General features: G+C 41.1%; 12 protein-coding genes. 6 read left to right on the plus strand and 6 right to left on the minus strand.

The window, feature by feature from the left end:
- Nucleotides 1–89: 89 nt before the first annotated feature.
- Nucleotides 90–365 (minus strand): WD40 repeat domain-containing protein, encoded by a 276-nt coding sequence (locus V7K25_RS31525; protein WP_442948045.1) that lies wholly within the window; start codon nucleotides 363–365, stop codon nucleotides 90–92.
- A gap of 113 nt (nucleotides 366–478) precedes the next feature.
- Here V7K25_RS31525 and V7K25_RS00740 point away from each other — a divergent pair.
- Nucleotides 479–1,974 (plus strand): IS5 family transposase gene (locus V7K25_RS00740; RefSeq protein ID WP_335154263.1). Its coding sequence is split into 2 segments (ribosomal slippage): nucleotides 479–751 and nucleotides 754–1,974, totalling 1,494 coding nucleotides; the frame shifts between segments, so codons are not numbered across the junction.
- Nucleotides 1,975–2,500: 526 nt separating this feature from the next.
- Here the strand turns inward: V7K25_RS00740 and V7K25_RS00745 are convergent.
- The 4 genes from V7K25_RS00745 to V7K25_RS00760 form a co-directional block, all read right to left on the minus strand.
- Nucleotides 2,501–3,589, minus strand: coding sequence for an ABC transporter ATP-binding protein (locus V7K25_RS00745; protein ID WP_335154190.1), 1,089 nt, complete (start codon nucleotides 3,587–3,589; stop codon nucleotides 2,501–2,503).
- An 8-nt stretch (nucleotides 3,590–3,597) separates the two neighbouring features.
- Nucleotides 3,598–4,482 (minus strand): carbohydrate ABC transporter permease, encoded by an 885-nt coding sequence (locus tag V7K25_RS00750; protein WP_335154192.1) that lies wholly within the window; start codon nucleotides 4,480–4,482, stop codon nucleotides 3,598–3,600.
- A gap of 3 nt (nucleotides 4,483–4,485) precedes the next feature.
- Nucleotides 4,486–5,397, minus strand: coding sequence for a carbohydrate ABC transporter permease (locus tag V7K25_RS00755; RefSeq protein ID WP_335154194.1), 912 nt, complete (start codon nucleotides 5,395–5,397; stop codon nucleotides 4,486–4,488).
- A gap of 182 nt (nucleotides 5,398–5,579) precedes the next feature.
- Nucleotides 5,580–6,902: an ABC transporter substrate-binding protein gene (locus V7K25_RS00760; RefSeq protein ID WP_335154196.1), complete on the minus strand. Its 1,323-nt coding sequence runs from the start codon at nucleotides 6,900–6,902 to the stop codon at nucleotides 5,580–5,582.
- Between the two features lie 488 nt (nucleotides 6,903–7,390).
- On the opposite strand from V7K25_RS00760, the gene V7K25_RS00765 reads away from it, so the two are divergent.
- The 5 genes from V7K25_RS00765 (at nucleotide 7,391) to V7K25_RS00785 (ending at nucleotide 14,320) form a co-directional block, all read left to right on the plus strand.
- The gene (locus V7K25_RS00765) at nucleotides 7,391–7,624 is read left to right on the plus strand and encodes a hypothetical protein (protein ID WP_335154198.1); all 234 of its coding nucleotides are present in this window, start codon (nucleotides 7,391–7,393) and stop codon (nucleotides 7,622–7,624) included.
- A 68-nt stretch (nucleotides 7,625–7,692) separates the two neighbouring features.
- Nucleotides 7,693–9,009: a hypothetical protein gene (locus tag V7K25_RS00770; RefSeq protein WP_335154200.1), complete on the plus strand. Its 1,317-nt coding sequence runs from the start codon at nucleotides 7,693–7,695 to the stop codon at nucleotides 9,007–9,009.
- 65 nt (nucleotides 9,010–9,074) lie between these two features.
- Nucleotides 9,075–13,823: a response regulator gene (locus V7K25_RS00775; protein WP_335154202.1), complete on the plus strand. Its 4,749-nt coding sequence runs from the start codon at nucleotides 9,075–9,077 to the stop codon at nucleotides 13,821–13,823.
- Between the two features lie 144 nt (nucleotides 13,824–13,967).
- Nucleotides 13,968–14,159, plus strand: a complete 192-nt coding sequence (locus V7K25_RS00780) for a hypothetical protein (protein ID WP_335154204.1) — start codon at nucleotides 13,968–13,970, stop codon at nucleotides 14,157–14,159.
- A gap of 38 nt (nucleotides 14,160–14,197) precedes the next feature.
- Entirely contained in the window at nucleotides 14,198–14,320 is a 123-nt protein-coding gene (locus tag V7K25_RS00785) for a hypothetical protein (RefSeq protein WP_335154206.1), read from the plus strand.
- Between the two features lie 30 nt (nucleotides 14,321–14,350).
- Here V7K25_RS00785 and V7K25_RS00790 read toward each other — a convergent pair whose 3' ends face one another.
- Nucleotides 14,351–14,767, minus strand: coding sequence for an ATP-binding protein (locus V7K25_RS00790; RefSeq protein WP_335154208.1), 417 nt, complete (start codon nucleotides 14,765–14,767; stop codon nucleotides 14,351–14,353).
- Between the last annotated feature and the right edge of the window lie 79 nt (nucleotides 14,768–14,846).

A 14,846-nucleotide genomic window follows, 5' to 3' on the forward strand; every position in this document is an offset into this window, starting at 1 on the left:
CAATGTGTTTCAGTATGTTGCTCATATTTCTATGTCAAAAAAGCTCTCTGATGTTCTTTTACCACAGAACGTTACTATTTTGGAGATGTCTAATGTCTTTGCAAAAATGGGATGCTCCCATCGCTCTCTTCTACCTGTTGGCTATTATGGAGATAATCTTTAGCCGAATTGCAAGCAGTTGCCATCACATTATCTAGAAGTGCATCCATATTTAAATGGTTGATATCCCATAGGATAACCTTATTATCTGCGCTACCAGACGCGAGAGTGTAGCCGTCAGGGCTAAAAGCTATACTTTTAACCCCAGCCTCATGTCCTATCAGAGTTCTAAGTAGGGGTTGCTGAAAAAAAAGAAAAGGTTGCAGTCTCTAGATTATCAGACCAAAGAAAGATATTCAGGTGCAAGAGTTGAGGGTAAAATAACCCAAAATCCTTGCATCACCGTGACTAGCAGCACCAAAGTGTGTCATTAGTAACCATGTATCTAAAGCAGGAGCAAACTACAATCCCACCAGAAAACTTTGAACTTCCGTTTGAAGGAAAATTATCAGAAGATAACCGTTGGGTAATTATGGCTTATTTAATACCGTGGGCGGAATTTGAAGAGGAATATTCTTCATTTTTTTCGGCAGAGATGGGAGCGCCAGCAAAATCATTTCGGGTGGCATTAGGCGCATTAATAATCAAAGAAAAACTAGGAATAAGCGACAGAGAAACAGTAGAACAAATTAAAGAAAACCCTTATCTACATAGTATTTCATAGGGATTTTATCTTATATTAACGAAGCTCCATTTGATGCATCTATGCTAGTCCATTTTCGTGAAAAAATTAGTGCAGACTTAGTAAACAAAGTAAATCAAGAAACTGTTAAGAGAATGCTAGAGACAACATCTTCGACTTTAGCAACTGAATCAATTGAATCAACTCAAAAAAAACAGCTATATTTAGAAAAAGAAGATAACACGCCGAAAAATCGGGGAAAATTAATATTAGATGCGACTTGTGCGCCAGCAGACATCAGCTATCCAACAGATTTCGAGCTATTAAATCAAGCAAGAAAACAGACAGAACGAATAATAGACCTTCTTTATGAACAGATAAAAGGTACATTAGAGAAAAAACCAAGGACTTATCGGGAAATAGCGAGGAAAAACTACTTAGAAGTCGCTAAAAAACGTCGTGTATCCCAAAAAGATAGGAAAAAAGCGATTAAAAAGCAGCTTCAATATATCAAAAGAAACTTATCTCATATTGACCAGCTAATCAGATCAGGAGCAACTCTAGAAAAACTAAGTACTAGACAATATAAAATGTTGCTTGTAGTTGTAGAAGTTTATCGTCAACAATTATGGTTGTATGAAAGTAAAAAACAGAGTATTGATGACCGAATCGTTAGTTTAAGCCAACCACATATCCGCCCAATTATCCGTGGAAAAGCTGGGAAAGCCGTGGAATTTGGGGCAAAATTATCAGCTAGTTATTTTGATGGGTATGTATTTTTAGACCATATTAGTTGGGATAATTTTAATGAATCAGGAGACTTAAAATCACAAGTAGAAGCATATAAAAATTATACTGGCTATTATCCAGAATCGGTTCATGTAGATAAAATTTATCGCACAAAAGAAAATAGAGCTTGGTACAAAGGAAGAGGTATTATCATGAGTGGTCTTCCCAGAGGAAGACCACCAGCCAATGTTAGTAAAGAAAAAAAGAAACAAGATTTAGAATCCGAGAGAATTCGTAATTGTATTGAAGGAAAATTTGGGCAAGCTAAAAGAAGGTTTAGCCTCAATCGAGTGATGGCGAAACTTTCCCACACTTCTGAAACTGCAATTACTTTTCTAGTGATGAATCTTTCTACTCACCTGTCGCGGGTGTTTTATGCTTTTTTATGTCTCTTTTTGAAAACTGCACCTTTTTTGCAGTTTCATATAACTGAAAATTATGATTTTGTTAGTTATAAACAATAAAAGCTTATCTTTAATTTTGCTTGAATAACTAGTCAACCCTTAAGATTGCTTTTTCATACTTTTTCAGCAACCCCTAAGTATTTTTACTCAGGTATATCCAAGAATAACTCTGTATTACTTCATGCTACTTTTGAAGTGCGGAATGTGGGATTATCATTAGAAATATCTGCTATGTCATTAGGTTAAAATTAACGCATATAACTAGATGTTTTTGCCTAATTATCAACAGTAAATATCTCAAAGCCTTATTTTTCCGTACAGACTAGCTAATTTAGGATGATTGCATTTACGGACTATAGCCTAGCCACATAAAGGCTTTGAACGTTTTCGGAGATGTCTAATGTAGAGACGTAGCACTGCTACGTCTCTACAAGGATTCTGGGTAACGCATATTTAATTTCACCAGATGTCTAGTAGCGATCGCTTATAATATAAAATTTAAAAATAAAATCAAGAAGTTAAATTTTAAGAGGATTAGGGGACGATCGCAACCATGTAAATTTAGTCATTTAGTTAATGACGGAATTTAATTCATTTGTCTTTTAACAAGAGCATGGCCAGATTGAACATCAAACCAGTGAATATCCTCAGGGGGCAATGCTAGTGTAATATCTTCACCACTCCAATTTTGGTCTGTTGGCAACAAAGCACGTACCGTAATCGCTCCGGTTTGTGAATCCTCAATCTTGACACTAACCAAATAGTGCATACCCAAGTTTTCGACTAAAAACACTTTCCCTTGGATAGTCTGGGTATCACCTGGTTGAGCAATGCGGACATCTTCTGGGCGGATTCCTAAAACAATCTGCGGTGGTACTGTTGGTATATCTGGAAGAAGTACTTGGAAGTTACCTGCGATCGCATATTGTCCCCTACAAGGTAAAGTTAGCAAATTCATTTGTGGGCTACCAACAAATCCAGCCACAAATAGATTCGCTGGATGGTTATAGATGCGATCAGGCGGGTCAAGTTGCTGAACATAGCCATCGTTGAGCAATGCAACTTTCGTGGAGAGCGTCATTGCTTCGGTTTGGTCGTGGGTGACGTAGACAACTGGCACTTTTTGTGCTGCAAAAATTTGCTTGATATCGGCTCGGACTCTTTCTCGCAGTAGTGCATCCAGGTTACTTAAAGGTTCATCTAGCAGATATACATCGGCATTACGCACCAAAGCACGACCAACAGCAACCCTCTGGCGTTGACCTCCAGACATTTGACCAGGCTTGCGGTTCATTAACTCTGCTAATCCTAAAACTTCTGCCACTTCTGCCACTCGCTGTTTAATTTCTGTAGGTGGTACTTTTTTCAGCTTGAGTCCAGAAGCGAGGTTTTCGTACACCGTCATGTGAGGATAGAGTGCATAGCTTTGAAATACCATTGCTATGTTGCGATCGCTTGCTCGTTTATAGGTAACATCCACTTCCCCAATCTTGATTTGACCGCGAGTAGGTTCTTCAAGACCCGCAATCATTCTTAGGACGGTAGATTTGCCACAGCCAGAAGGGCCAAGTAAAGTAAGAAACTCATGGTTATCTACAGTTAAACTAACGTCTTTGACAGGAACGACTTTAGGATTATAGGTTTTGTTTAAATTTTTGAGTTCGAGTTTAGCCATTTTGATTTTTATCCTTTGACAGCACCAGCAGTAAGACCTTGGACAATTCGGCGCTGGAAAAACAAGACTAGTAAAATCAGGGGTAACGTCCCCACAACAGTTGCAGCAGCGATCGGACCGTAGGGAATTTCATATATTGTCGCACCACCCAACTGAGCAGCAGCAACGGGAATTGTCTTCAACTCTTCACGAGTCATAAACGTCAGAGCGAAAATAAACTCGTTCCAAGCAAAAATAAAGGTGAGGATTCCTGTAGTCACCAAGGCGGGAAGGGTCATCGGCAGTACGATTTGCCATAGTAACTGAAAGGTGTTATAGCCATCAACCCTAGCAGAATCTTCCAAATCTTTTGGCAATTGTTGAAAAAAGCTTCTCAGCACCAAAATTGTTAGCGGTAAATTGATGGCAGTGTAGGGTATAATCAGCGCCAGATAATTGTTGCCCAATTTAAGGGCTTGGATAATTTCTAACAGTCCTAAGAACAATAAAATTCCCGGAAATAAGGTAACAATTAGAACGCCAGCGAGGATAAATCGTTCACCCCAAGGGCGTAACCGTGCGAGGGCATAAGCCGCAGGTGCGCCGATCGCTAAAGATACAGCTGTAGAAGTAATCGATACAAAAGCACTGTTGAAGATGTAACGCCAAAATGGACGACGAGTGAATAACTCAATGTAGTGATTGAAAGTAAATCGTGTGGGAAAATAAACAGTAGGAACGGCGGCAATATCTTCATTCACTTTAAACGAGGTCAGTAATTGCCATAAAGCTGGCGCTAGGCTAAATAGCACTATTAATACAACTATTATGGGCAGCAAGATTTTTTTAAAAGAAAACTTGGTTCCCCCTGTTGGTTTTGGAGTCGTTGGAACTGTTTGTGGAGTTACACTCATGGGTTAAATGGCTCCTGATGTTTTGGCACGGTATTTGTTAAGTAAGAAACTAGCGATCGCTACCGCAGCAATCAATATTAAAAATGTCACTACTACAAGGGCTGCTCCATAACCAAAATCTAAGTAGCGCATCACCGTAGAATAAATATACAATGACACCACTTCTGTAGCGCCACCAGGGCCACCCCCGGTCATCACAGCAATCAAGTCGAAAATCCCAAAAGCTTGAGCAAACCGAAATAGCACTGCAATTAAGATTTGTGGCAGCAGCAGTGGCAGGGTAATATTGCGGAAGCTTTGCCAAGCAGTTGCCCCATCGACCGAGTAAGCTTCATAAAGGTCTTGTGATATCGATTGCAACCCAGCTAGCAACAAAATGCTAATAAACGGCGTAGTTTTCCAAACATCAGCAAAAACCACTGCTATCATCGCCAGCGTTGGATCTCCTAACCAATTAATCCCAGTCTCAATCAGCCCCAATCGCCGTAGAATATCGTTTACAACCCCAAACTGGTCGTTAAAAATCCAAGCCCACGCCAGACCAATCAAAGAGGTAGGCAAAGCCCAAGGTATAATCGCGGTTGTACGCACTATGCCCCGTCCAAAAAACGCCTGGTTGAGAACTAGCGCAACCCCCAGTCCTAGCAGTAGTTCTGAGATTACTGATGCTGTCGTGAACACCGTTGTCGCCCACAAACTCTGCCAAAAACGACCATCCCCCGCCATCCGCACATAATTATCCCAACCAGAGAATACAGGTTGTAGCTCTGTTCCCAGATTTCTAGTAAATATGCTTAACCAAAATGCTCGTAAAATCGGGTAGGCAAATACAAACAACAACAGCAGCAATGCGGGTGCTAGTAAGATCCATGCTGTCTGTTGTTCTCGACTTCTGAGTGTATTTAAATTTGTCATTTGTCATTGGTCATTGGTCATTGGTCATTGGTCATTGGTCATTGGTCATAAGGCATTGAGAATTGGGCATTGGGGATTTTGAACCCTGTTAATGAGTCTTTGAACTCCGTTAATGAGTCTTTGAGATGGCTGAATGAGTATCCGAGGTGGATGAACAAGTCTTTAAGCCAATGCTTTAACTTCTAACTCCCTCTGCCGCCTGCTCCCAGCAATCGCCGCGTCTCCGCAGCAGCAGCTTGCATTGCTTGTTCAGAATTCATCCGACCAGATAAGGCGGCGCTAAGATAACGCTGCAAAATATCTGATGTCTGAGCATATTGGGCGATCGGTGGACGTAAAACTGCATTGCCCACGACCTCCAATAACTGCGGATAGTGAGGGTATTTAGCAACAATCTCTGGGTCTGTAAATAAATCCCGGCGACTTGGCACATAGCCTGCACTGAAAATAAATCGGCGCTGTGCTTCCCGACTGGTAAAATACTGAATTGCTTTCCAAGCTTCTTCAGGATGTTGAGAAGATTTAGCAATCCCTAAACCCCAGCCCCCTAAACAAGCCGCTCCCGTCTTACCAGGAGCATGAACCATCGGTTTAATCGCTATTTTGCCCCGGATTGGCGAATTTTCTGCCTGGGCTAAAGGCCACGCATAAGGCCAACTGCGTAAAAATGCTACTTGACCACTTTGAAACAAGCGCCGGGTGTCTTCTTCTTGGTAAGTCGTGACTCCAGGAGGAGAAATGTCTTCCCTGATAGTACTACGCAGAAACTCAATGGCTTGTAATGTTTCTGGTCGATCTAGTCCAACTTCGAGGGTGTCGGGATTAACCCAGAAACCACCAAAGCCATCAAGAACTTCTGCAAACATCGCCACAAGTCCTTCATATTGCCGACCCTGCCAAACATAGCCCCACTTCACCTGGTTTTTCTTCTGCAAGACTTGGGAAATTCGGATCAAATCATCAAAGGTTTCTGGCGGTTTCAATCCTGCTTGTTTAATTAAATCTTCCCGGTAGTAGAGCATTCCCACGTCGGAACGCACTGGAATGCGGTACAGCTTGTCTTGATAACGTCCCCCTTCTACATCCTGCGATGAAAATGCTCCTAGATCCTGTTTAGAAATGCGATCGCCTAAAGGTAGCAACCATCCAGCAGCAGCAAACTTGGATGTCCAGATAACATCCATATTGATTAGGTCATAAGGGGATTCACCTAAGATAAAAGATGAGGTATACAAGTCTTCGAGCAAATTTGTGGCATTTGGCCCTTCAACCAGGTTTATGCGAATACCTGGGTTCTCAGCCTCGAAGTCTCTAATCAAACCCTGCCTCCAAGGTTCGGCATCAGGGGCAGTCATTAACAGATTTAGGGTAACTGGTTGCTGTGAGAGTGCTATCCAACTGAACAATATGATGCTCAACAGAGTTGCTAGGAAAACCCCTATATGTAAATAACTCTGTTTTTGGATAAATTTTTGTAACTTGTTTATTGGCTTTCGGTGCAACATTATTAATGTAGCGATCGCTAGTACCGCAAGGCGGAAGTCAAAAGTTAAAAGTATTATGGAATCAGCTTTTTAGGGATTTTAAATGGTTGCTCTATTTCCGCCGTGGCGTACTAGTGGTAATTATTCAGAAATAAAAACATAAATTATCTGAAAAAAGATTGTTTTATATTACAGTGTACTCCTTTGGAGAACCAGGGCGGCCGCACCATGTCAATAAGCAAGCCCTATTTTCAATAGATTTAAAAATGATGTCATTAACTTTTGCTTATTGCGAAAATTTTAAGTGATCGCTTTGGGGCTTAAAAAATAATCAAACGCGAAATCCTTATTTTTTCGTTGGTTATTAACCTTCGTTTCGATCAAGAGTAATTTAGATGCGTTTGCCCTGTTTGGAGAACCCGCAGGGTAGCAATCGCCAAAGTACGGATGTTGCGATTGCTTTACTTCACTACATTATGTACCCTGCGCGAACACCAAGGGCGAACGCAATGACAAATTATATTTTTAGATATTTGGGATGCCCCCGTTCATCGTTGCCTTCAGTAACGGCTTTTTTGGCGTTGCTGATTCCATGTATGAAAATGATTTTGCATAAATACCAAAATCTTTGTAGAGATGTAGCAGTGCTACGTCTCTACATCCACATTCATACTTACTTCAATTCAGCAACGCCACTTTTTTCTTTGTCATGTCTTAACAAGCATATTTTGTGGGCATCATAATCCCAAGTCAAATACATCAGCTAGCAGCCTTAAAAATCTTTGGCAGCAATGTTTTATCATTTACAACCATGTACCGACCTATGGCAGATAATTTTAGACGTTATTTCTTTGTTTCTCGATATAGTTTGTACACTGAGTTGATTTTAGGATGCCTACAGATCCAATCGGGAGTAATCTGTAGCGTAGGTATTTGGACATTATCAGAAGCTAAGTTACAAGCTGCCCAAGCACATCAGACTTGGAAATTACCTTCAGAATTGACCGAGCGAGCCACATTCAGGCAGCAGGAGGAAAGTACACTAAAAATGCCCCCCTATCGATTAAAGCCAACACCTATTTTGATGGCGGCACCCGAAAACTTCAATCCTGATTTGCAATTACCGCCAGCGCTACCCGAACCACCGCAGAATTCTAACCCACCAACAACTTCCACTGAACCAACGCAGAATTCTAACCCACCAACAACTTCCACTGAACCAAGAAAGCCGCATGCAGTTTTGGAGAGTATTTATACGGACTATCGCTATGACACAGATAACTTTGGCCAAACCAATTTATTCTTTGAACCAAGGATTCAGTTTCGATTGAATAATGGCAATAACATATTTATCAAGACAGGTTTTAACTTCTTTGAGCAACGTGGTGTTGAATCAGTTACTAATTTTCCTTTGCAAGTTGGATGGCAGGGAAAAATTGGGCAAACGACTCTGCAAACAGCAGTTGGAGTCGATGTGTTCAATCGTTTACCTACAGCTATTAATCTCAATGCTAAGGTAGAGGTTCCCATTTCACGGCCACGAGTTTCGTCATCCGGTCAATTGCTATCGGCAGTAGTGTTATCAGGTAATTTAGAACAAGGGCCTTATAAATCTAATGCCCGAACTTTAGACAATCAAATTACTGCTTGGCGATTTGGGCCTGATTTATATTGGCAGATTGACCGTAACACCAGCTTGTTTTCATCATTACGTTTGGGCAGTTATAACGATGGTAATGCTGAGGTGCAGTCATTTAGTAGGCTAGAGCGCAAGTTTGGACAGTTTTCTCTGGCAGCTAACTTATTCAATTGGAGTTTTGATCGCAACTTAGAACGCACAAGTGGCTATTTTTCTCCATCAGATTTCCTAGTTTACAACGCTGAGGTGGCTTGGGAAGGAGATATTTCTAATTTCTTACGCTGTCGCCTCGCTGCCAACTTAGGACAGCAGCGACTTCAAGGACAATTTGACAACGCCTATACCTATCAAACGCGCTGTACAGTAAAGCTTTCACCAAATATAGAGACAGACCTTGGCTATAGCTTTAGCAATATCCGAAATCAAGAAACAGGGGGAAGTGCCTATGATGGTAATTCCTTGACAGGGCAGTTGCGGGTCAAATTTTAGGAGGCAGGAGCTAAACCCTATAAATAATCTAAAATCCAAAATCTAAAATCGTATAAGACTTAAGAATGAAAGCACTATTACCTGATAATGAAATACAGCGAATCGAATCTCTTTTGGAGTATAAAATCCTCGATACTCCTTCGGAAGCTGCCTTTGACGACCTTACCCATTTAGCCTCATATATTTGTGGAACTCCCATTGCCTTAATCAGTTTAGTTGATAGCGATCGCCAGTGGTTCAAATCAAAAGTTGGTCTGGATGCGTTACAAACACCCAGAAATGTGGCATTCTGCGCCCATGCTATTATGCAGCCTGAGGTTTTTGTTGTACCTGATGCCACAGAAGACGAAAGGTTTGCTACAAACCCGCTAGTTACCTCTGACCCTAATGTTCGGTTTTATGCTGGTGTACCACTGACTAACCCTGAAGGATATGCGCTAGGAACACTCTGCGTAATTGACCGTGTACCAAGAAACCTCTCTTCAGAACAAGTTGAAGCATTACAAATTTTAGGTCGCCAGGTAATCAAGCAACTAGAAATGCGGCGCACTTTAGCAAGTTTAGTATTGGTGAGCGATACACGCAAACAGGCACAGAAGGTACACAAACAATTTTTTAAAAGAGTAGCTGGGGGGTTTGGGTTAGCATCAGCAATTTTAGTTTTGATTGGGGTGATTTCTTATCAAAACACACATATATTAATTAATACTAACAATCAGGTACAAACAACCCAAGAGAAAATTAATAAACTAGAAGAATTACTGTCCGAGATGAAGGATGCTGAGACTGGACAACGCGGTTATATCCTCACTGGACAAGAAAGTTATCTGGAACCTTATCAAGCAGTAGTTACAAACATCGATCCAAAAATTGCACAACTGAAGGATTTAATTACAGATAAACCTAGCCAACAAAAGCAGTTTGCAACCCTTGAATCTCTGATAGCTGCAAAATTTGCCATACTCAAGCAGACTATATACCTGCGTCAAAATCAGGGATTCGAGGCGGCATTGCAGCTAATCCAAACAAATCAGGGAAAACATCTCATGGATGATATCCGCAAGATCATCCATGAGATAGAGAATGAGGATAAAAGGTTGCTTCAACAGCAGTTACAAGCTGCAAAAACCAGTGCTAAAAACATGCTTTTGACACTTGCCTTCGGTATTTTTCTCGGGTTTCTGATTCTGGCTATAGTCTACTACTTAATTTCTCGTGAGGTAAAAGAGCGTAAATTGACAGAGGACACACTAAACACAGAACGCAACTTTATCTCAGCAGTCCTTGATACAGCCAGCGCTTTGGTAATAGTTCTTGACACACAAGGGCAAATCGTTCGCTTTAATCAAGCTTGTGAACAAACAACTGGTTACTCATTTGATGAGGTAAAAGGAAGGCATTTCTGGAACCTATTTTTACTTCCTGAAGAGATAGAGCCAGTTAAAGCAGTTTTTAACGAATTGCGAGCTGGTGCAACCCCTTACAAATACGAAAACTATTGGGTAACTAAGGATGGCAGTCGGCGGCTGATTGCTTGGGCTAACACTACCTTGCAAGACTATGGGGGCGACATTGAATTCATTGTTAGCACAGGTATCGATATCAGTGATGCCTACGAGGAACTTCGTTTACGTAAACGTACTGAACAACATTTGAAAGCAGAGTATGCTACAACACGCGTTTTAGCAGAGTCAACTACAATCAACGAAGCCATGCCCCAAATTTTGCAAGGAATCTGCGAAAGTTTAGGATGGAATTTAAGTGAATTTTGGATAGTAGATCAGCAAGCAAATCTACTGTCATTGCTAAATTCATGGTATAAAATCTCCTACAAGATGCAAGAATTTGACATCTTGAGTCGGCAGATTACGTTTGCACCAGGAATTGGGCTGCCTGGTCGTGTTTGGACTAGTGTTGAACCTGTTTGGATCGCTGATGTCGTTGAAGAAGAGTATTTCGTCCGCTCTCAAATTGCTGCCCAAGCAGAACTGCACGGAGCTTTCGGTTTTCCGATCCGTAGTGGTAAAAAAATTATTGGTGTCATTACCTGCTTTAGCCATGAAATCCAGCAACCTAACCCAGATTTGGCAATAGTTATGAATTCTATTGGTGAGCAAGTAGGGCAGTTTATTGAGCGCAAACAGGCAGAAGAAGAACTTCAACGCCAAAACTTGCGATCGCAACTATTTACTGAAATCACCCTCAAAATTCGTCAGTCTCTGCAAATCAAAGAAATTCTCCAAATCACTGTTACGGAGGTACAAAAAATCCTCCATAGCGATCGAGTTTTGATTTATCAACCTTTGGCAGATGGATGTGGAGCCACTATCGTTGAGGCAGTAGTTTCTGGCTGGCTGGCAATCAAAGACAAAGAGCTAGTCGATACTTACTTTCAAGCGGAATATACGCAGCAGTACTATCTACAGCAGTATCGTCAAAAACGGAATCTGGGGCTTGCTGACTTGGATATAACTGAAGTCCAAAAAAGCCAGATGGAATTACTGCAACAATTTGGGGTAAAGTCCCATTTGGTCATACCCATTCTGGTCAAAGAAGAACTCTGCGGTTTGCTGATTGTCCATCAATGCGGCAGTTACCGCCAATGGTCTAGCTTTGAAATTCATCTTTTACGACAGATAGGCGATCAAGTAGGTATTGCCTTAGCCCAAGCCCAAATGTTAAACGCAGAAACTCAACAGCGACGAGAACTCGAAATTGCCCGTCATCAAGCTGAATTAGCTTCTAAAACCAAAAGTGCCTTTTTGGCGAACATGAGCCATGAAATCCGAACTCCCATGAATGCTGTGTTGGGCATGACAGGCTTAATGTTAGAAACTCCTTTAAACTCAGAGCAACGCGATTTTCTTGAAACAATTCGCATTAGTGGAGACGCCCTCTTAAGCCTAATCAACGAAATTTTGGATCTATCCAAACTTGAGGCTGGGGAAATGGCTCTAGAAACTCTAGATTTTGACTTATCTACCTGTGTAGAAGAGGTGTTAGAATTATTGGCTCCCCCAGCCCATAATAAGGGATTAGAAATTGCCGCGTTAATTTATCCCAATGTCCCCACCCATCTGCAAGGCGATGCTGGCCGCCTGCGGCAAATTCTTATGAACCTGATTAGCAATGCGATCAAGTTCACCAGTAATGGAGAGGTAGTACTACGAGCAGAATTGCGATCGCAAAACTCTACCACAGCCACTATCCATTTTGCCATCACAGATACTGGTCTTGGTATTACCTCTGAAGACCAATGCAAACTCTTTACGCCATTTACCCAAGTAGATGCTTCCACCACCCGCAAATATGGCGGTACAGGTTTGGGATTAGCCATCTGCAAGCAACTGGTGAGCTTAATGGGAGGAGAAATTGGCGTAGAAAGTCAGTTGGGCAAAGGATCTAAGTTTTGGTTTGAAGTAACTTTTGCCAAGCAAATTCACTCTATTTCCTCAGAAAGCGAAGGCGAACTTCTGACTAATCGGCGCTTGTTAGTAGTCGATGATAATACTACTAATCGCAAAATCATCTACCATCAAGCTACTCGTTGGGGGATGATTGTAGATCAGGCTGCTTCGGCTGCTAGTGCCCTCAAAGCTATTCAGGAGGCTGCCAAGCAGAAAATTCAATATGACGTTGCTGTGATTGATATGCAGATGCCAGAAATAGATGGCATGACTTTAGGAGAGCAAATTAAAGCAAATTCAGCGCTCGCTAGTCTACCTTTGATTATACTTACCTCTACTAATCAACGGGATGAAATCCAACGGGCGCTAAAAATAGGATTTGCAGGTTATTTGGTCAAACCTGTTAAGCCGTCCCGACTCCTCGATACCATCATGACTATTTTAGGAGGGCAGATCGACGAACAACAGGAGTCAGAATTGAGCAGTCAGAATTCAGCAGCCAGAATTCAGCAGTCAGAATTCAGCAGTCAGGAGTTAAAAGTCAAAAATCACGAAAACAAGAGCAACTATTATTCTCCTGTGTCTAACTCCTCCAAACTTAGAATTCTTTTAGCTGAAGATAATCTGGTAAATCAGAAAGTTGCCTTGAAGCAACTCCAAAGCCTGGGTTATAGCGCTGATGTCGCTGGCAATGGAAAAGAAGCTTTGCAGTTATTAGAAAAAATTCCCTACGATTTAATTCTGATGGATTGTCAAATGCCAGTTCTTGACGGTTTCGAAACCACAAAAGAAATTCATCGTTGGCAAGAAAGTAGCTTTGTCAGTGGTCGTCGTCCTGTAATAATTGCAATGACAGCTAATGCCATGAAAGAAGATCAACAAATGTGTCTAGATGCCGGAATGGACGACTATCTAAGTAAGCCAGTAATCAAAGAAAAATTGGCTGCGGCGCTAGAGCGTTGGGGAGGTGCGATATTTAAAGAAACAGATGCAGAAACAGATGCTTTGGAACAGACAGTTTCTACAACAGATGTAGATTCATTTGAGCTGCCAATTGATTGGAAACGCTTGCATCAACTCTCAGAAAACAACCTAGAATTTGAATTGGAACTACTACAATTATTTGTTGAAGATATTCAACCTCATCTAGAGGTAATTAAAATAGCGCTCGCTGATCATGACTTTGAGCAACTAGCGTTCCGAACCCATCAAATTAAAGGTTCTAGTGCCAATATTGGAGCTATAACTATGCATCTAGCCGCAGAAAAACTAGAACAACTAGCGAAAAAGCAAGAGCGCCGAGGTACTACTAACTTAATCTCAGAGTTAGAAGAGTTTGTTAAACGCATCCAAGAGTTTTTAATCTGTAAAGATAGTAACGCCAAAAATCACGACGAGCAGCTATGAACGATCCCTATATGCTTTCAGTGTTGACTGCGGCTCTCTCAAACTCAGACCCTCTGGCATAATCACCCTGTCAATAGGGTTTGAGACGCGCTAATCCTGGAGCGTTGGGGAGGTGCAATATTTAGGGAAAAAGAAACAGATGTTTTGGAACAGACAGTTTCTACAACAGATGTAGATTCATTTAAGCTGCCAATTGATTGGAAACGCTTGCATCAACTCTCAGAAAACAACTCAGAATTTGAATTGGAATTACTACAAATATTTGTTGAAGATATTCAACCTCGTCTAGAGGGAATTAAAATAGCGATCGCGCAACCCACGACTACGATCAATTAGCGCTTGAAACCCATCAAATTAAAGGTGCTAGTACCAATATGGGAGTTACAACTATGTATCTGGCAGCAGAAAAATTAGAACAACTAGCGATCAATCAAGAGCGCCGAGGTACTACTAACTTAATTTTCGAGTTAGAAGAGTTTGTTAAACGCATCCAATAATTTTTAAGCAGGACTCTTAATTCTTAAATTTTAATAATATTTACTAATAAATAAACAGTACCGATGATCTACTGTCGGCTCATAACTCAACTTGTCGGCAATGGCAGACATGATTTTTAAACCACGGCCGCGCTCTTGCTCATTCTCCTCAAATTCAGGTCTTTGTTGCAGTTGCTGCTCTAAGTCAAAGGGTTCGCCTTGAGACCAAATGCGAATTTCTATGTATTCATCTAATCGTACAGCTTCTATTTCAATAGGAGTTTCAATAGGTAAATTTCTGTGAGCATGTTCCACAATGTTAGTAAAGCCTTCCATCATCAGAGTTTGACATTGCCACCAAATTGTTTTATCGGGGATAGCTGGTTGATTCATCTGCTCGAACCAAGACAACACTTGAGGTGATGCTGTCAGGTCTGTGTTGACTTTTAGATAAATTTTATTTTTCACTTCTTAACCAAGAAAATATCATGAGATAATCATATTCGGTAATGAATTTATTTAATTTGAGTATTTTCACTATACATTT

This window comes from Nostoc sp. (assembly GCF_036919495.1).
GTDB lineage: Bacteria > Cyanobacteriota > Cyanobacteriia > Cyanobacteriales > Nostocaceae > Nostoc.

Bases quoted from the DNA above. Each gene is read 5' to 3' on its own strand.
- V7K25_RS00760 (WP_335154196.1), bottom strand. From the start codon at position 6,902: ATGTTGCACCGAAAGCCAATAAACAAGTTACAAAAATTTATCCAAAAA.
- V7K25_RS00785 (WP_335154206.1), top strand. From the start codon at position 14,198: ATGGGAGTTACAACTATGTATCTGGCAGCAGAAAAATTAGAACAACTA.
- V7K25_RS00775 (WP_335154202.1), top strand. From the start codon at position 9,075: ATGAAAGCACTATTACCTGATAATGAAATACAGCGAATCGAATCTCTT.
- V7K25_RS00750 (WP_335154192.1), bottom strand. From the start codon at position 4,482: ATGAGTGTAACTCCACAAACAGTTCCAACGACTCCAAAACCAACAGGG.
- V7K25_RS00770 (WP_335154200.1), top strand. From the start codon at position 7,693: ATGTACCGACCTATGGCAGATAATTTTAGACGTTATTTCTTTGTTTCT.
- V7K25_RS00755 (WP_335154194.1), bottom strand. From the start codon at position 5,397: ATGACAAATTTAAATACACTCAGAAGTCGAGAACAACAGACAGCATGG.
- V7K25_RS00765 (WP_335154198.1), top strand. From the start codon at position 7,391: ATGACAAATTATATTTTTAGATATTTGGGATGCCCCCGTTCATCGTTG.
- V7K25_RS00745 (WP_335154190.1), bottom strand. From the start codon at position 3,589: ATGGCTAAACTCGAACTCAAAAATTTAAACAAAACCTATAATCCTAAA.